We start from the raw sequence: 19,834 nt of genomic DNA, 5'->3' as shown, positions 1-19,834 counted from the left end.
TAATAGAATAAGTAAATTTCTATTAAAAATATGTATAATTACTTATAAACTATATAGTAAGTAAGGGTGAGGTGTCATTATGAGTAAAATATTAATAGTTGAAGATGAAAAAAAACTTAGAGATGTTATGAAACTATATTTAAATAAAGAGGGCTATGAAATTATATGTGCAAAAGATGGTTTTGAAGGAAATGAACTTATAGAAAATGAAACTTTTGATCTTATAATTTTAGATGTTATGATACCTAAAAAAGATGGATGGTCTTTGTTAAGAAAATCAAAATCATTAGATTCTAAAGTCCCTGTAATCATGATAACCGCTAGAGGTGATGAGGAAGATAGAATATTTGGATTAGAGTTAGGTGCAGATGATTATATGGTAAAACCTATAAGTATGAGGGAACTTGTATTAAGAGTTAAGCTTAGAATTAATACAATTAAGGAAAATAGATGTGAAAATTTTAAGATTGATAATTTGATAGTCGATGTAGAAAAACATCTAGTAAAGGAGTTTGGTAGTATTATAACTTTGACACCTAAAGAGTTTGATTTAATGACTTTTTTGATTAGAAATATGAATATAGTGTTTAATAGAGAAAAACTTTTAGAAAAGGTATGGGGATATGATTTTATAGGAGATTCTAGAACGATAGATACTCATGTTAAAAATCTAAGAGAAAAAATAAAATATTTTAATGAGAATTTAAAGACAGTGTGGGGGGTAGGTTATAAACTTGAAGACAGGAACGAATAAAATAACTAAGAGAATTTTAAAATACTTTCTATTATCTACAGTTCTTGTTATGGGACTAGGATATATTTTTTCAACAGTTCTTTTAGGAAAAGTATACATAAAGCAACAATATAATGAGTTAGAAAAGATAAGTGGTCAAATAGAATCAGAATATAAAATGTATGGAACATATAGTAGTTCATTAGTATTAGGAATAATTAGCGAAGGTGGTAATTCACATTGTTTTGGACCTGGGAAAATGATGTGGTTAAATAAAGTAGATGTAGAAAAGTTGAAAGAAAAGGACATTTTAGTTACTAATAAAAGAGAAAAATATTTAACGTATAAAAAATCTACAGATTCTGGATACATAGTTGTAATGAAAAGTTATTATGATACAAAAGAATATATAAATTTAATATATTTAATTTTAGCTATTATATTTATGGTTTCTATTATAATATCAAATCCATTGGCTATTTATCTTGGAAGAAGATTTACAAAGCCTATAATAGATTTAAAACAGGCTTCAGATGAAATAGCAAAAGAAAATTTTGATGTACATATAAATGTTAAAACAGGAGATGAAATAGAGGAGTTGGCACAAAGTATTAAAAAAATGTCTAAGGAAATAAGCTATAAATATAATTTGCAAAGGGAATTTATAGCTAATGTCAGTCATGATTTTAAAACTCCCCTAAGTATTATTAAAAATTATAGCGAGGCAATAGGTGATGAATTAGTAAAAGGAGAAGAGGTAAAAGAATATAGTGAAATCATAATTGAAGAAGTTGATAGGTTAAACAGGTTAGTATCTGAAATATTACAACTTTCAAAAATAAAAGAAGGTAAAGTTAATATGAATTTCGAAAGAATTAGTATTACTCATATTATAAAGGAATGTGTAAAAAAGATTAGTTTTATGAGTAATAATAATTTTAGAATAATTGTTATAAATAACTTTAATTATGATGTTTTTATAAAAGGTGATGAAATTTACTTATATAGAGTAATTTATAATTTAATAGATAACAGTATAAAACATAGCTGTGGAGATTCTATAAAAATAATATTAGAAGATGTAAGTGATAATGTAAAAATAAGCATAAGAGATAATGGGAAAGGAATAGATGAAGAAATTGTAGGTGAAGTTTGGGATAGATATTTAAAAAATAAGAGTAGTGGAGGAATGGGAATTGGTTTATCTATTTCAAAAGAAATATTATTAAAACATGAATTTTCATATGGTGCTAGAAACTTGAAAGAATCTGGAGTAGAATTTTATTTCATAATCCCTAAAGATAAAGTGCTTTAATTACAATTTTCACAAATTCATCACAAATTAAACAAAAAAGTATTAAAACTTATAAGTAATATTATATTAGAGAATATGAATTTAACTTATAGGAGGAATTTAAAATGAAAAAAATAATATTATCATTAATTATGGCAACAACTATGACTTTAGGTGCTACAGGAATGGTTTTTGCAGGGACATCAAATAATGTTGAAACTAAGAGTCAAAATATGCAATCTGAAGTAAAAAGTGAAATTGCACCGGTTAAGATAAGTGATGGGACTGAAACTCCAGCAGTGGAAGAAAACACGAATGATCAATGTTATTATGGAGGAGATAAGGAAAATTGTCCTCAAAATAGAGAGAATTGTGAGCAAAATAAAGAAAACTGTAAACAAAATAGAGGTTGTTGTAATGGAAATGGTCCTAAAATTAGAAATGGAAATGGAAATGTAGAACAGGGAGTATAAAATTAAAATAAGAATTATATAGATTATAAAATAATATGTAGTAAAAATAACCTTGCTAAATTTTAGCAAGGTTATTTTTATTAACATTACAAGGCTGTAATATTTATGAAATATAAATCAATATTTAAAATTATAAATCCATATTAAAATAAACTTGTAATAAATTAAAAAATTAATTTTAAGTTATTAAATAAAATTTTAGTATAGTTTGGAGGAATAAAAAACATGAAGAAAGTAACAATAGTTTTATTATCATTAGCTGTAATAGTAATAAGCTCTGGGCTATTTGTAAGAGAAATGCTATTTCCTATAACAAATATAGATGTTATAAAGGAGTGTGGAGAAAATTACAAAGTAGATCCGTCTGTTATAGCGGCTGTTATTCACTTTGAAACAAATTTCAGAGAAACACCTTATAAAAAAGGAAGACCATCTGGACTTATGAATATAACAGATGAGTCAGGTATGGAAATAGCAAAAAAGGCAGGAATAAAAATTGAAAACAAAGCAGATGTAGCTAAGGCAGAGAATAATATAAGATTAGGTTCATTTTATATATCAGAAAATTTTAATGGTAAAGATTTTAAGGAAATGATGGCAAATTGGGTAAGTAGAAATGGTGAAGTTGAAGAACAAGATAAGTCATATGCAAAAAAATACTATGGAGATAAAATTGAAAATAGACAAAAAATATATAAATTTTTATATCCATCATTAAAATAACTATAAGGAGAATGGTTAAATGAAAAGCGTATTAGAAATTAAAAATGTTTCAAAAGTATATAAAACTAAAGGGATTAGTTATAAAGCATTAGAAAATATAGATTTACAAATTTTGGAAGGAGAATTTGTAGGTGTAATGGGACCATCAGGGGCAGGAAAAAGTACATTATTAAATATAGTATCAACTATAGATAAACCATCTCATGGGCAAATTAAAATTGAGGAAAAAAATATTACTGATTTAAATAATAAAGAATTAGCTAAGTTTAGAAGAGAAAACTTAGGATTTATATTTCAAGATTTTAATTTGTTAGATACATTAACTGTTAAAGAAAATATAGCTTTACCTTTAGCTATAAGTAAGGTAAGTGTTAAAGAAATAGAGTTAAAGGTTATGGAAACATGTAAAAGGTTAGGAATAGAAGAACTATTAAATAAATACCCAACTGAACTTTCAGGAGGACAAAAACAAAGAACAGCAGCAGCTAGAGCAATAATATCACAACCATCTATTATACTAGCAGATGAACCTACTGGAGCATTAGATTCTAAGTCATCAAAAGAACTTTTAAATTCCTTAGAAAGGTTAAATGAAGAAAGAAAAGCTACGATAATGATGGTAACACATGATCCAGGTGCTGCAAGTTATTGTAAAAGGGTAATCTTTATAAAAGATGGTAAGCTTTATAAAGAAATTCATAAATCTTCAACAAGAAAAGTATTTTTTCAGGAAATAATTGATACTATGGCTTTAATTGGTGGTGATTCTACAGATGATATTTAATATAGCAAAAAATAATGTTAAAATGAATTTGAAAAATTATATTGTTTATCTTGTTTCTATAATAGTATCAGTATCAATATTTTTTATATTTAAATCTTTAGAGTTTAATGAAACAATAAATGGTATTTTACAAGAAAGTGTTAAACTTAGTACAGGTTTTAAAATGTCATCTTACATAATATTATTTTTTTCTGGAATGTTTATATGGTATTCTAATAACTTTTTTCTAAAGAAAAGAAAAAAGGAAATTGGATTATATTCTCTTTTAGGAATTGAAAATGAGAGTATAGGTAGAATGTTGTTTTTAGAGACTTTCTTTATTGGTATTATAGCATTAGTGATAGGAATTTTGTTAGGAGCTATATTTGCGAAATTTGCAACTATTGTTCTAATAAAGATGATTGGACTTAGTATACCTATTGGAAAAGTAATAACAAGTAAAGGAATAATAAATACAATTATAGCATTTATTATAATCTTTATTTTAGTTTCTATTATTAGTGGAAGAACTATTTATAAATTTGAGCTTATAGATTTATTTAAAGCAGAAAGCAAAAGAGAAGTTGAGCCAAAAGCATCAATGATAAAAGCAGTATTATCAATAATACTTATTTTGTTTGGATATCTTAACTATTTAAATTTAATAAATTCCTCAAATGCAGAGTTATCATTGATAGTAATATTAATATCAATAACTGTTGGAACTTTTATGTTATTTTCATCTTTATTAATATTTTTAATAAAGGCTAGAAAAAGAAATAAAACATCTTATTTTAAAGGATTAAATATGATAGTAACATCTAAGTTACTGTTTAGAATAAAAGGAAATTCTAGAGCATTAGCATTAATAGCGATTTTAAGTGCAACAACTATAACAGCTATGGGTGTAAGTATAAGCTATTATGATAAGTTTATCGGGAAGTTTAATGATATGTATCCATATTCATATATGACATCTATAGATAGTAAGTCATTAGACCGTGATATTACAAAATTTATACAAGAAGAAAATAATACTAAATTTTTAGGAAGTACAAAGGCTGAATATGTTGAAGTTGAAGGTGAAGTAGATTTACAACAGTCAAATTTGAATGTGATGTCTGAAAGTGATTTCGATAAGATAAATAATTTAAGAGAGAAAAAATATGAAAATATTGATTTAAAACCAGGTGAATGTCTATATTTTTATGAATTTGGAGACAGTGCATCTAATAAAGAAGAGCCTAAAGAAATAAATATAACAAATGATAATATTAATTTTGAAAATTATACTATAAAGAAATATTATAAAAATAATTTAATAAATGAGCATATGTCATTTGAAACCATTATACTAAATGATAAAGATTATAATGAAGTAAAGAAAATTGGTGAGTTACAAAAATTAAATATATATCAACTTTCCGATAATAAAAATATAGAAATGTTAGATAAAAAGATTAATGATGCAGTAAATGAAGAAGTATTAAAAAATAAAGATGATAGAAGTGATATATTTATATATTCATCTTACTATGAAAACTTTAAAGAACAATCTACATCTATTTCTGGAATGCTATTCATAGGAATATTTGTAGGGGGAGTATTCTTAGTTGCAATGGGAAGTATAATATTTTTCAAACAAATTTCAGAAGCAACAGAAGAAAGTGGTAGATACAAATCTTTAAGAAAGATAGGAGTTAGTGAAAAAAGTATAAAATCTACAATATACAAAGAGGTTGCATATGTGTTTATAATTCCTTTAATTGTAGGAATAGTGCATAGTGCTGTAGCAATTTCATATATAGCAAAGGCTTTTAATCAAAATACAGCTTTAATTGAACTGCAAGTATTAATTCCATACATTGTGATATACATGATATATTACATAATAACTTCAAAAAATTATTATAAAATAATAAGTGAAACTGAATAGATGGAAGGTTTAAAATAGTAAATTAAAAACTATTGAAATAATTTTACGGAAATAATAGATAATATAAATAAGGTATGTTTAAAATAGACATACCTTATTTATAATAATATTGTATTTTTTATATTATAAATAAAATTTATGAAATGGAGATAAGGGTATGTCTTATAAAATAATGGTAGTAGAGGATGATTTGAAAATTGCAACATTGTTAAGTGAATATATTGAAAGATACGGATATAGTGTTTTTAAAGTTGAAAAATTTGATGAAGTTATGGAAATTTTCAACAGAGAAAACCCCAATTTAGTTCTTATGGATGTAAATTTACCCAAATTTGATGGGTATTATTGGTGTAGTAAAATAAGACAAAAATCACTATGTCCTATAATATTTATATCTGCTAGAGACAGTGATATGAATCAGATAATGGCTATAGAAAGTGGTGCAGATGATTACATAGTTAAACCATTTAATTATGAAATTGTAAGAGCTAAGATAAAAAGCAATTTAAGAAGAGTATATGGAGAATATGCATCAACATCAAATGAAAGAATTGTAAATTTAGAAGGACTAATGCTATACCCAGAAAGATTAGAACTGGAATATAAGGAAAATAAGGTTATATTAAGTAAAAAGGAGTGTGAACTTATAGATTGTCTTATGAGCAGTTATCCTAAAATTGTATCTAGAGATGTATTATTAGAAAAACTTTGGGATGATCAATCCTTTGTAGATGATAATACACTAAATGTAAATATAACAAGATTAAGAAAACGATTGTTAGAGCTTAATATAGAAAATGTTATAGAAACTGTTAGGGGGGCAGGATATAGGATTAATATAAGTTGGAGGCAATTAGATGAAACTGTTTATAAAAGATAATTTAGGGTTTGTTTTGATATATTTATTTAGCTTTGTACTAATATTCGGCTGTGACTTAATCTTTGATGGACTTAATACTGTAAATAACAAAATGTATTTTGTTATTCTAAATATGTTTATAGTTTTAATTTATATGGGTTGTAGATATTTCAAAAATAAAAAGTTTTATAAAGGATTATCTAAAAGTTATGTAAATTTTGAAGAACTAGTATCAGAGTTTGGAGATTCTTATTTAGGACAGGAATTAAATAGAATCAGTAATGAAATGTATGGATTTTATCAAGGTGAAGTTTATAATCAAATAAAAAGGCAAAAAGAACAGTTAGATTTTATGAATCAATGGGTTCATCATATGAAAACGCCGATTTCAGTAATAAAACTATATATGCAAGAATATGAAAGAGAAGAATTTATATTAGATATAAAAAGTGAAGTTGATAAATTAGAAAGAGGATTAAAATTAGCTTTATACAATGCTAGAATAGAAGATTTCAGAAATGATTTTTCAATAAAACAATTTCCAGCAGAAATTCCTATAAAAAATGCTATAAATACTTTAAAAAGTTATTTTATAAAGAATAAAATTTTTCCTAAAACTAGAATTGAAGAGGGGCTAATTATAAATAGCGATAAAAAATGGATAGAATTTATATTAGAACAAATATTAATAAATAGTATAAAATATTCACAAGGTAAGGGCAAATCTGTAGAAGTTATAGCTGAGAAGGAAAATGATAGAGTGAAGATTCAAGTCATAGATGAAGGTATAGGGATATCTAAAAGTGATATAAAAAGAGTTTTTGAGGCTTTCTATACAGGTGAAAATGGAAGAACTTATGGTGAATCAACAGGAATGGGATTGCATTTAGTAAAAGAAGTGTGCAATAAATTAGATCATCAAATATATATAGAGTCACAGCAAGGAATTGGAACTAAAGTTATTATTATAATATAACGTTTTGAGGTGATAAGTTGAATTTAATAGAACTAGAAGGAGTTTATAAAATTTATAAAAAAGGTGAATTTGCTATTAAAAATTTAAATTTTTATTTAGAAAATAATGAGTTTATAGCAATTATGGGGCCTTCAGGCAGTGGGAAAAGTACTTTTTTGAATATTTGTTATGGAATGACAAAGCCTTCTGCAGGAAAAGTAAAAATATATAATAAAAATATTAGTAATTTCTCAGAAGAAGAAATAACAATATTTAGAAGGGAAAATTTAGGTTGTGTATTTCAAGATTTTAGATTATTGGATTATTTAAATGTAAAAGACAATATAATTTTACCATTAACATTTTTAAATAAAAAGAATAGCGAAATAAAATCTAAATTAAAATTTTTAAGTGAATTTTTAAATATAAAAGACATATTACATAAAAGTATATTTGAAATTTCAGGAGGAGAAAAACAAAAAGTAGCTATAGCTAGAGCTTTAATTACAGAGCCTAAAGTTTTATTTGCAGATGAACCAACAGGAAGTTTAGATTTAAAAAGCAGTAATGATGTAATGAAGTTAATGAAGAAGATACAAACCGGAATGAATACAACTATATTCATGGTTACTCATGATCCTTATATTGCAAGTTTTTCAAGTAGAGTTATATTTTTAAGGGATGGAGAAATTTATAATGAAATATATAAAGGAGAAAATAATACGCAATTTTATAGAGAAATATTAGATGTACTTTCCTTTCTAGGAGGGAATGATTATGAACTTTGAAAAAATCTTATTTAAAAGTACTATAAGAAATTTGAAATTATATTTATATTATTTAATTAGCAGTTGTGCAGCTGTTTTTATATTCATAATAACTTCAGCTATAATAAATCATCCTGTATTAATGCAAAGTGTAAAAGGTGATTTACAGTTTGATATTAGTTATATGAAATTTGAAGTTATTCTAATATCTATATTTTTTATAATGTATTCATTAAGTACATTTATAAATATGAGAAAAAAAGAATTTGGAGTATTAATGGCACTGGGTGTAGATTATAAAGATTTTTATAAGTTTTTTATGATAGAAAATTTAATAGTTGGTGGAAGTGCAATAATTATTGGTGTTATATTAGGTGTTATATTTTTAAAATTTTTTCTTATAATTTTTAGTGATATTACAAAAATAGAAAATATGAATTTCTATTTTCCAACTTATGCAATAATAGAAACTGTTTTAGCTTATACCATAATATTCATTTTAGCTTACACTATTAATTATAAGAAAATTTTAAAAAAAGGATGTGATGAGCTTTTAATTAATAATAAAAAAACTGAAGCTTTAAATAAAAGGAAAATTTATACGTCTATAATAATATTAATACTTATGATATTATTACATAGATTTAATTCACATATTGAAATAAGTCCTATTTACGTTGCTATTGAATTTTTTACGGTAGCTATTATAAATTTTATATTATTAAAATATTTAATTCCTTATTTTTTACATTTATTATCTAAGATACATTTCATAAAAATAAAAGGTAAAAATATAATACTATTATCCTCAATTAAAGAACGGTTCATTAATATGTCTAATATAGTAATTTTAGCAACAATTCTTTTAACTGTAACCTTTGCTATAATATCTATGCTATATACGGATTCTATGGTAGTAGCAAAAAACTTAGAGGTTGAAATTCCTTATACATATTGCATTTTCATAAATAATAAAAGTGAAACAATTCCCTTTGAAAAAGATCTAGATAATATATTAGAAAAAGATAATTTTAGTTACTATAAAACTAAATATAAGATACTGAATTTTAATGAGTATATTTCATTTATAAGTAATGAAGACTATAATAAATTAGCTTTACAACATGGAAAGTCTGAAATTAGTGTTAATGATGATGAGGTCTATAGTGTCCCCTTATTTAATGATGAAATTACAGAAGATTATATACCTGTTAATGGTAAGAAGTTACGTATAAATAAGAAGGTTATATCCAATGTAACATATGCAATTAGTGGTAAAGATTTATATGTTATTTCAGAAAATATTTTTAATGAATTAAATGGAAAATTAAATTATGTTAGTTGTATAGCATATGATTTGCCTAAATGGACAGAAGCTACTAAAATAATTGATGACATAAGAGAAGAATATTATAAATATGATAAACAAGATACATTTTATATGATATCAAGAGTAAGTAGGTACTATGATTCTATATCTGTAAATAAAATATACATATATTTCTCTACATTAATTTGTACATTAATTTATTTTATGGCATTAAGTTTAGTTTATATTAGATTTTATAATGAAGTTATATATAATAAAATTAATTTCAGAAATTTAAAGAGTATTGGTGTAACAGATAAAGAAATAGAAGAAATAATATCAAAAGAAATGGCATTTATATTCTTTGTACCATATATATTAGCATTTCTAAATGCATTTATGTTTATGAAATTTGCAAGTATGATGTATTCTGTAAGTATATTAAATCAAATTGTAACAATATTCACTGTAATATTTCTTATAAATATAGTGTATTTTTTGTTTTGGAGATTTAAAAGTATTGAGGAATTAAAAAATAAAGTATAATGAATTCATATTTTGCTTTTATATAGGGTTTTACCATTAACATCATGGTTAATAATAGATAGTTTGAATTTTTTTAAATAACAACAAAGATTTAATAAATAAATTTAAATAGAAGTTGTGAAAGGATTAAAAATTTATAAGAGCTTGAAACATTAAAGTTTGATTTATTACAACATTGTAATTTAAATGAAAGTAATTTAAATTTGAGTTAATTAATAAATGGAATAGAATATCCTTAAAGAAAATAAATTTAAAGGAGGATATTTATGGATGCATTTGCAATTAAAATTATAGCAATGATATTAATGGTATTTGATCATGTAGGAAGTAATTTTTCAGGTATGCCTATATGGTTTAATTTTATAGGAAGAGTAGTTTCACCTATATTTTTTTACTTTATAGTAGAAGGGTTTTTTCACACCAAAAGTAAAGTTAAATACATGGGTAGGTTATTTGGCTCTGCATTAATTATGCAAATAATAGGAGTAGTATTTCATATTCATAACAATATATTCTTATCCTTAGCATTAGCTGTATTATTAATGTATGTAATAGAATATACAAAAAACAGCAAAAAATATATTTTAGGGATAATATGTTCAGTATTAGTTATTATTGCATCATTTTTTTCAGAAGCTTCAATATTTGGAGTAGGAATGACTTTAATATTCTATTTTTTAAGAGATAAAAAATTTATTATGTCAGTAGCCTATATTACATTTTCATTATTGATAACTGGTGTTTTTTCAGCTATAGGTAGCGGAAATGCTTATGAGCAATTAATTATGAATGATCCTCAATGGATGATGGTATTTTCAATAATTTTTATACTTTTATATAATGGTAAAAGAGGATTAAACAATAAATTTACTAAGTATTTATTTTATATATTTTATCCTTTGCATTTAGTTATAATAAAGATTATATCAATGTTTATATAAAATTTTGAATATGATTAAGTTTGAAAAACATAAAAAGTTATATGCTTTTTATGTTTTTTTATGATTATAATTAAAAAAGTATTATAATATATGAATAAATGTCGATATATTGAAGGAAAGGTATATAAATAAGAAGAAAAAAATATATAATATTATAGAGTGAGGAGCTATGGAAAAAAGAGTATTTAATAGAATTAAGGAGGATAAAATGATTTCATTTGAGCAAGTTACAAAGATATATAATAAAGAAATTATTGTTGAAAACTTAAATTTAGATGTTATAGATGGAGAAGTAACTGTAATTTTAGGTCAAAGTAAAAGTGGGAAAACTACGATTTTGAATATGTTAAATAGGATAGTAATTGAAGATTTAGGAGAAATATTCATAAATGATGTTAATATAAACGACTTTGATATAAAAACTCTTAGATTGAGTATAGGGTACATAAATAAAGAGGTTGGATTATTTTCTAATATGGATATAAGAAAGAATTTAAGTATAGTTCCTAAAAAATTAAATTGGGATAATACAAAAATTGATAATACATTAGATGAATATTTTTCTATTTTAGGTTTAAATTATTATGAATATAAAAACAAAAAAGTATATCAATTAAATACAGAAGAAATTCATAAGATAGGTCTTATAAGAGCTTTTTTAAATGATGGATATATTATTATTATGGACGAGCCTTTTAAAAATTTACAATCAGAATCTAGGCTTATGCTTTCAGAATGTCTTTTAAAATTACATAAAGAACTAGGTAAAACAATAATATTTGCTACGAATAATTTAGAAGAAGCTATAAAAATTGGAGATAGGGTAGCTGTTATAGAAGAGGGGAAACTTAAAAGTTTTGATAGAGCAGATAAATTAATGTCTAATTCAAAAGTAGACATTTTAAATGATGGAAGTTCTGCTGATTTATATATTAACATGCTATCTAACATGGTAATTGAAGACTATATGATACCAAAACTGGGGAAAGATGCAAGTGAAAGGATTTCTCAAAATAAAACATTAAAAGATGCATTGACATTTATGCTTCAAAAGACTGTTTATGATTTAGATGTATTAGGAGAGAATGGAAAGATAGTTGGAGCACTTAATGTAAAGGATATAATAAAAGCTTTAACTTATTTAAAGGGGTAGAGAGATGATTAGGAAAAAGCATGGAATAATATTATTTTTATCTATAATTTTAGGTTTAACTATTAATTTTATAGATATGATTGTTTTAAAAAAAGAAATTTGGTCAATTCCACATAGTATGAAATATTTATTTTTAAACACTATAGTTATGGTAGTTATAGCTATTATGGCAGCTATAGTTTTTTCAATAATATCTTTTATAATTTTTAACAGTAAAATTGGAAGTAAATTTTATAAAGTGTATAAATTATTTATAGAGCTTATAAACTTTGTGCCATATATAGCTATTTTAGCTATTTTAACTATTATATTAGGTAGTGGAAGAAAGACAGTAATTATTTTATTGGTAATATACAATATAATTTATTTTAGTGATAGTATAATTAAATTGAAAAAAAATACTAGTATTGAAATGATTAATACAGCCACATCAATGGCGATGAGCAAAAATGAAATTTTTATTAGAATAAATATATTAGAAAATAAAAATAGTATTTTAAAAATAATATTAAAAGGAATAAAGTTTAATATAAATATGTTAATAATATCTTCTATAATTGGGGTATATACATTAGGAAGTCCAATTATAGTTGGATTTAAGGCTTTAAATATAAAATTAGTATTAATAGGGATAGTGCCTATAGCTATAATAATGTTAATTTTATCACTTTTAACGGAAAGTTCAAAAGGTGAATTTTAATTTTAAACTTATTCATTTATCAAATGAGAAAATTTAAGATTAATATTTTATCAATAATTAGCAGATTATTTTAGTTAAAAGTTAATAGTGAACAGTTAATAGTTGTGGTGATTATTACTCACTATGTTCCTAATAATACTAAACGTGCTTTTTTACGAACAGCTTTGATTGCTTTATGTTTTGTTTATCTCGGAGGATGAAAGGGCATAAAATTAAGGTGGTTCGGTACTACCTTAATTTTACATTACAATAACTTTTGATTTTGAATATATTTTTGAATTGTTTCGGCACTTCCAATATAATACTCTCTACTTCATAAACTGCTAATCTGTGAAATTTTTAAAGAAACTCAAATATACTTTTATCTGATAGATAAAAGAGTTTAAAGTTATATAATAGCTTTTTAAAAAAATACAATAATGTTATAATTTATAAATAATAATATTATATAATTAATAGATTATATTTTAAAAGGAGGGTTTAATATGGCTAAACATCTACATATAATGGCTAATGAAGGGGACGTAGCAGAGATAGTACTATTACCAGGGGACCCATTAAGAGCAAAATTTATAGCAGATACTTATTTAGAAGATGTAAAATGTTATAATGATGTACGAGGTATGTATGGATATACAGGTATATATAAGGGGAAAAGAATATCAGTACAGGGAACTGGAATGGGACTTCCATCACTATCTATATATGCTAATGAGCTTATAAATTTTTATGGAGTTAAAAAGCTAATTAGAGTTGGAAGCTGTGGAGCAATAAATGAGGATGTTAAAATAAGAGATATAGTTTTGGCTATGAGCGCTTCAACTAATTCAGGAATTAATAGAAGAAGATTTCAAGGAATGGATTATGCACCTACAGCTAATTTTGAGCTTTTAAATAAGGCTTATGAGATTGGTATAAATAAAGGATTAAATATAAAAGTTGGTAATGTATTATCCAGTGATTTATTTTATGATGATACAGGAATGGGAATACAAAAATGGATAGATTATGGTACTTTAGCTATAGAAATGGAAACAGCAGAGTTATATACGTTAGCAGCTAAAAATAAAGTTAAAGCATTATCTATACTTACAGTATCAGATCACGTATTAACAGGTGATGAAACAAATCCCAAAGAAAGACAAGAAACATTTACTGATATGATGGAAATAGCATTAGAATTATAGTTTAAAATCATTAAATAAGAAAAAGGTTATATAAAGATAAAAAATATCTTTATATAACCTTTTTCTTATTTAAGGAATAAATTAAAATTAAGGGGTAAAGGAAATATTTAGTTGATAAAAGAATAATATGTATAAGAGTAGAAACTAAATAAAACTGTTGTTTTAAAAGAGACAATATTATTAATATTATTAGCAGTAAAGTGATAAGTAATTATAATAGAGGATAAAATTTTATTGGTTATGAGTTATGAGGGAAGTGAGATAATGGGTAAAAATAAAAACTTTAGTATTATAATAGTTGCTATTATGGCTATCCTTGTGTTTTCAGCAAGTTTATTGGTTTACGCTGATGAAAATAAATTACAAAATACTTGTAGTGAAATATCATTTCAAGAAATGATGCCTTTAGAAAAGATAGAAGAAGGGGTTTATACTATAAATTCAGTAGATGAACATTTAAAAGAAGTTTTTTTATATGATGATAATAATAGCGATGGAATTTTGAAGGCTGATAAGTATACAGATTCTAAAAATTATAGATGGATTTTAAAATATATAAAAAACACTGGACCAGAGGGAAATAATGAGTGGGATAAATATAAAACAGAGCATTTATATGAAATATATAATGAAGCAACAGGAAGAAAGTTAACAAGTGAAAATATAGGTGGAAATTTGAATTTGATTTTAAAGGAAAGTTATGAAAAAGAACATACATTTGGATTTGGAACAGGAAAAAATCCTGAAGTAGGTATTAAAACTAAGGATGGGCATTACTATATTGTGGATGGTATACAAAGAAACTCTGCACTAAAAATTGAAGAAAATATGGTGAAAAATTTAAAAAATATAGATTTAAACAAAATGCAGTGTCAATTTAAGTTAAAAAAGTTAAATGATGATATAGATGAATCAAGTTATAAATATAAAATTACTGGTAAAGTATTTGAACTTCCAGTAAAAGATAATATTATATATAGACCAGGACTTTATGATGAAAACAAATTTTTAAGTATATTTAAAAACAATAATATATCAATAGATGAGTTTATAAGTATAAATAAAGAAAGAATTAAAACTGATTATAGCATAAAATCATTAAATAATAAGGAAATTAAATATAAAATTAATAAGACTACAGGGCAGTTTCAACTGTACACAAATGAAAAGGAATTAGAGATTGAAATATGTTGTGGTGAATTAGAACCGATTAAGGGATATATTGCATTGAAAAAAAATGAAAAAATAAAAGATGTATTAGTTTTTACACAAAATAAGGTTAAAGATGAAAAGGTATTAGATATAAGAGGAAATGGATGGGAGAAAAAAAAGAAAAATAATAGTACTATACCTGAAGGAGTTTATTATAGCAGTAATTTAGTAAACATGATAGACAATAAAAATATAAATAGTATAGCATGGAAACTTAGATTAGATAAAGATGATTTAGAGGTTAGATTTAATAATATTAAAGCTACTAAACTTAAAGATGATAATATGATGTTTGGTGTAGAAAACATACAATCAGGATTTGTGAAGGTAGAGGCGATTTATAAAGAAAAAAAAATAATTGAATATATATATTTAAATAGTAACGAAAAATTAAATGAAAATATAGAAATTTTATTTGACAATATAAGAGATGATGTTGAAAGTGAAAAAAGTAATTTAAATATAGAGGTTTTTAAGTGTGATAAAAATTGCAAGGAGGGTATATTTAAAAATAAACAATCATGTAAAGAACAAATATTAGATGGGCAAATTTCTTTGAGTAAAGATGGAAAAAACATTGATTTAAATTGTGATGAAAATAATTTCAACATGGAAAGTTTAGATAAAGGTGAATATAAAATTATAATAAATGCTACGGGATATAAGCAATTAGTAGGAAAAATTAATTTATTTAATAGTATAGAAAAATATTATATTTATTTAATAGAAATAGATAAATCTTTACCTAATGCAGAAATAATTTTAAAGTATTATGGAGATGGAACGGTAGATGCTATTTTAACTAATTATAGTAAGCCTGTATATGTTATTGGTGGAAAAGTTGTTTTTAAGGATGGGGAAATAAAAAAATTTGAAGTAGATTCTAAAAAAACTCATTTAGTTGTTGATGATGATAAGACTGTTTGTTATAAGGGCATAAATAAGAATGGTTATATACATTTTTTAATAATAGATGAGAATGATAATGAAGCATGGATAAAAAAAGAAATAATAGTTGGAACTGATTCAAATATTACTGATGGTAAACAAGATAGATAGAAAGTAAAAAGATTAGCAACAAATTGCTAATCTTTTTCTCTTTTATATAAAAACAAATAAGAAAAATGTTTACACATTATTTAGTAATATAACAAATTATACAAAAGTATACTTTAATTATAAGACTAAATAAAGTTTTGATGTAAAGAGATATATTTTAAATTACATTTTTATAAAATTATTATCATTAAGTAATCATAGTTTATTTTACATTAAGTATTAAATTGTATTTAAAGTCTCTTTAAAATCAAAATTTATTAAGAAGGAGGAATATCAATGAAAAAAGGCTTACCGGAAGGTGCTTATGGTCTTAAAGATGGTCAGGAAAAATATGTTCCGTACATCCCAGCAGACAAAGTCATGCCAGAATTTACTGCATTATCAATAGTGATTGGTATAATACTATGTATAATATTTGGTGCAGCAAATGCTTATTTAGGACTAAAAGTTGGTATGACAGTTTCTGCATCAATACCAGCAGGTGTTATTTCCATGGCTATAGTTAGAGTTCTATTAAAAAGAAAATCTATATTAGAAAATAATATGGTGCAAACTATAGCATCGGCAGGTGAATCATTAGTTGCAGGAGCTATCTTTACTATTCCAGCATTGTTTTTATGGGGAGAGGCCCCAACTGCATTAACAATGACAGTTATTACATTAGTAGGTGGAGTACTAGGTGTAGTATTCATGATTCCTATAAGAAAATATTTAATAGTTAAAGAACATGGAGTGCTTCCATATCCAGAAGGAGTTGCCTGTGCAGAAGTTTTAGTTGCAGGCGAAGAAGGTGGAAACAGTGCTAAAATGGTATTTATAGGAGGTGCCGTTGGTGCAATCTATAAATTAATAGGTGATGGGTTTAAAATGTTTCCAACAGAAATAGAAAAAACAATAGAAGGTTACTCTAATGCAACAGTAGGTATGGATACATTACCTGCACTTTTAGGTGTTGGATATATAGTAGGACCTAGAATATCATCTTATATGTTAATTGGTGCTATACTTGGCTGGCTTTGTTTTATACCTATGATAACTTTCTTTGGAATGGGTTCAAGTGAAGTTATATTTCCAGCTACAGATGTTGTAAAAAACTTAGGACCATGGGACATTTGGTCTAATTATTTAAAATATATAGGAGCAGGTGCCGTTGCTACAGGTGGTATTGTAAGTTTAGGAAAATCATTGCCAGTAATAATTTCATCATTTAAAGATGCTTTAAAAGGATTGAAACAAAAGGGTGAAATGGTAGAAGTAGAAAGAACAGACAGAGATTTAGGACCTAAATTTATAATAGGAATGACAATAGTATCTATAATATTAATAGCTGTATTACCTCAAATACCAGTAGGTTGGTTTGGTGCTTTGTTAATAGTTATCTTTGGATTTTTCTTTGTTACAGTATCTTCAAGGGTTGTTGGTTTAGTTGGAAGTTCATCAAATCCAATCTCTGGAATGACTATAGCGGCAATACTTTTAACAACAATATTATTAAAAGTTACTGGAATGTCTGGTAAAGAGGGAATGATTTCAGCATTGTGTATAGGTGCAGTTGTATGTACAGCTTCAGCAATAGCTGGAGATACTTCTCAAGATTTAAAAACTGGATATTTAGTTGGTGCAACTCCATGGAAACAACAGGTTGGAGAACTTGTAGGTGTATTAGCAGCAGCTATAGCCGTAGGATTTATAATGATTCTTTTAAATAAAGCATATACTTTTGGAAGTAAAGAACTAGCAGCTCCACAAGCTGGATTAATGAAACTTATAATTGAAGGTATTATGGATGGAAACTTACCTTGGAATTTAGTATTTATGGGTGCAGTATCTTCTATAATATTTGAATTGCTAGGAGTATCATCATTACCAGTAGCTATAGGACTTTATTTACCAATACATTTATCAACGCCTATAATGGTTGGTGGTCTTATAAAAGGTATAGTAGATAAGTTTGTTAAAAATGAAAATAAAAGAACTGCTGCTAATGAAGCTGGAATATTATACGGATCAGGTCTTATTGCTGGTGAAGGTATAATGGGCGTTATTTTAGCTGGATTTGCAGTTGGAGGAAAAGACTTTGCACTAGCAAATCCTATAGTAGGACAGTTTGGCTCACTTGTAATATTTATATTGTTAGCCTTATCTTTAGTTTATATGTTAAAAGTAGCTATGAAAGATGCAGAAGCTGATAAGGTATAAGAATAGTAAATTAATTTAATTAATAGAGATAGAATTTTATTAAAAACAAATAGTATAGCAGTGGGAATTTAAAAAAGAGTTTAAATTCTCACTGTATACTGTTTAAAAGTCTAATTTTCAACTAAAGATTGGAGGATATATTTAATAAAATGAAAAGTAAAAATATTATGGAGAGAATTCCAAAAAGAAATGAAAAATTAAGTTGGAAATGTATTGATGAAAATGTGACAATAATAGTTTTTAGAAATTCTCCTTTTGAAAAATTATTGAATAAGATTTTTAGAAAACCTAAAGTTGTTAGGATTGAATTGGAAAGTATAGGTTCTAAGGTTTGGAATTTATGCGACGGAAATAGGAACATATATGAAATATCTGAAAAAATAAGAGAGGAATACGGAGAAAAAATAGAACCTGCAATTCCAAGATTGTTAAAATACTTAACTATACTTAATAATAATGGATATATAAAAATATAGATAAATAACCTAAAACCTAAAGTAATCAAAATCGGTAATAATCAATACAACTATTAGCCTTTAACTAAAATAATCTGTTAGTTATTGATAAAATATTAAATTGAGTTTTCTTATTTGATAAATGAATAAGTTCAAAATTTAATTTGAAACCATAAAGTTATACTTAATTGTAAAAGGAGAACGTCATGAAATATATAGTATATGTTATAGCAATAGCACTTTTAACAATGCTATTAATTTATATAGGTATTATAAAAGAAAGAAACTTAAACACAGTTTTATTGGACAAGTTATATACTAAATGTTGTAATAAAGTTTTAAAATATTTAAAAAAAGGTACAGTGATTAGTGCAAAAGAAATAAGAGAGTTAATATCTAATGAGCAAACTGGTGTATTATGGAGCAAAAAAAAGATAGGAGTAACTAATAAGATACAATTTACTAATCACGTAATTGAAGGACTAATAAAGCTTGATAAAATACAACTTGTAGACGATAAAAAAAGAGTTTATAGTTTGAAATATAATTAAAAAAAGTGGTGCAATGTGC

18 protein-coding genes are annotated in these 19,834 nt (G+C 24.9%); all 18 read left to right on the top strand.

The window, feature by feature from the left end; genetic code table 11:
• Window positions 1-79 precede the first annotated feature (79 nt).
• The 18 genes from KQI36_RS04355 (at window position 80) to KQI36_RS04270 (ending at window position 19,815) form a co-directional block, all read left to right on the top strand.
• A complete protein-coding gene (locus tag KQI36_RS04355; protein ID WP_216449750.1) occupies window positions 80-754 on the top strand; it encodes a response regulator transcription factor in 675 nt (224 codons plus the stop codon).
• On the top strand, window positions 735-2,048 hold the full coding sequence (locus tag KQI36_RS04350; RefSeq protein WP_216449749.1) for a sensor histidine kinase: 1,314 nt from the start codon (window positions 735-737) through the stop codon (window positions 2,046-2,048). Before KQI36_RS04355 ends, KQI36_RS04350 begins: the two co-directional genes overlap by 20 nt.
• 104 nt (window positions 2,049-2,152) lie before the next feature.
• The gene (locus tag KQI36_RS04345; protein WP_216449747.1) at window positions 2,153-2,500 is read left to right on the top strand and encodes a hypothetical protein; all 348 of its coding nucleotides are present in this window, start codon (window positions 2,153-2,155) and stop codon (window positions 2,498-2,500) included.
• A gap of 225 nt (window positions 2,501-2,725) precedes the next feature.
• Complete coding sequence (locus KQI36_RS04340) at window positions 2,726-3,223, top strand: transglycosylase SLT domain-containing protein (RefSeq protein ID WP_216449746.1); 498 nt, start codon at window positions 2,726-2,728, stop codon at window positions 3,221-3,223.
• Between the two features lie 19 nt (window positions 3,224-3,242).
• Window positions 3,243-4,007: an ABC transporter ATP-binding protein gene (locus KQI36_RS04335; RefSeq protein WP_216449739.1), complete on the top strand. Its 765-nt coding sequence runs from the start codon at window positions 3,243-3,245 to the stop codon at window positions 4,005-4,007.
• The gene (locus KQI36_RS04330) at window positions 3,997-5,922 is read left to right on the top strand and encodes an ABC transporter permease (RefSeq protein WP_216449736.1); all 1,926 of its coding nucleotides are present in this window, start codon (window positions 3,997-3,999) and stop codon (window positions 5,920-5,922) included. The genes KQI36_RS04335 and KQI36_RS04330 overlap by 11 nt, the downstream gene beginning before the upstream one ends.
• A 157-nt stretch (window positions 5,923-6,079) precedes the next feature.
• Window positions 6,080-6,802, top strand: coding sequence for a response regulator transcription factor (locus KQI36_RS04325; protein WP_061994707.1), 723 nt, complete (start codon window positions 6,080-6,082; stop codon window positions 6,800-6,802).
• Window positions 6,780-7,757 (top strand): sensor histidine kinase, encoded by a 978-nt coding sequence (locus tag KQI36_RS04320; RefSeq protein ID WP_244991466.1) that lies wholly within the window; start codon window positions 6,780-6,782, stop codon window positions 7,755-7,757. The genes KQI36_RS04325 and KQI36_RS04320 overlap by 23 nt, the downstream gene beginning before the upstream one ends.
• A gap of 17 nt (window positions 7,758-7,774) precedes the next feature.
• Window positions 7,775-8,524, top strand: coding sequence for an ABC transporter ATP-binding protein (locus KQI36_RS04315; protein WP_216449735.1), 750 nt, complete (start codon window positions 7,775-7,777; stop codon window positions 8,522-8,524).
• On the top strand, window positions 8,514-10,358 hold the full coding sequence (locus tag KQI36_RS04310) for an ABC transporter permease (protein ID WP_216449734.1): 1,845 nt from the start codon (window positions 8,514-8,516) through the stop codon (window positions 10,356-10,358). The genes KQI36_RS04315 and KQI36_RS04310 overlap by 11 nt, the downstream gene beginning before the upstream one ends.
• A 260-nt stretch (window positions 10,359-10,618) precedes the next feature.
• Window positions 10,619-11,299, top strand: coding sequence for a TraX family protein (locus KQI36_RS04305; protein ID WP_216449938.1), 681 nt, complete (start codon window positions 10,619-10,621; stop codon window positions 11,297-11,299).
• A 208-nt stretch (window positions 11,300-11,507) separates the two neighbouring features.
• Entirely contained in the window at window positions 11,508-12,452 is a 945-nt protein-coding gene (locus tag KQI36_RS04300; protein ID WP_216449733.1) for an ATP-binding cassette domain-containing protein, read from the top strand.
• A 4-nt stretch (window positions 12,453-12,456) separates the two neighbouring features.
• Window positions 12,457-13,152 (top strand): hypothetical protein, encoded by a 696-nt coding sequence (locus KQI36_RS04295; protein WP_216449732.1) that lies wholly within the window; start codon window positions 12,457-12,459, stop codon window positions 13,150-13,152.
• A 485-nt stretch (window positions 13,153-13,637) separates the two neighbouring features.
• Entirely contained in the window at window positions 13,638-14,339 is a 702-nt protein-coding gene (gene deoD, locus KQI36_RS04290; RefSeq protein WP_216449731.1) for a purine-nucleoside phosphorylase, read from the top strand.
• A 264-nt stretch (window positions 14,340-14,603) separates the two neighbouring features.
• Complete coding sequence (locus tag KQI36_RS04285; protein ID WP_216449730.1) at window positions 14,604-16,610, top strand: hypothetical protein; 2,007 nt, start codon at window positions 14,604-14,606, stop codon at window positions 16,608-16,610.
• A 276-nt stretch (window positions 16,611-16,886) separates the two neighbouring features.
• Window positions 16,887-18,809, top strand: coding sequence for an OPT family oligopeptide transporter (locus tag KQI36_RS04280; protein ID WP_216449729.1), 1,923 nt, complete (start codon window positions 16,887-16,889; stop codon window positions 18,807-18,809).
• 149 nt (window positions 18,810-18,958) lie between these two features.
• On the top strand, window positions 18,959-19,285 hold the full coding sequence (locus tag KQI36_RS04275) for a PqqD family protein (RefSeq protein ID WP_216449728.1): 327 nt from the start codon (window positions 18,959-18,961) through the stop codon (window positions 19,283-19,285).
• 185 nt (window positions 19,286-19,470) lie between these two features.
• Window positions 19,471-19,815, top strand: a complete 345-nt coding sequence (locus KQI36_RS04270; RefSeq protein WP_010293269.1) for a hypothetical protein — start codon at window positions 19,471-19,473, stop codon at window positions 19,813-19,815.
• The last annotated feature ends 19 nt before the right edge of the window (window positions 19,816-19,834 follow it).

This window comes from Clostridium senegalense (assembly GCF_018916625.1).
Lineage (GTDB): Bacteria > Bacillota > Clostridia > Clostridiales > Clostridiaceae > Clostridium_J > Clostridium_J senegalense.
The sequence above is the reverse complement of the archived record's forward strand: the minus strand, read 5'-3'. Positions and strand labels throughout refer to the sequence as shown.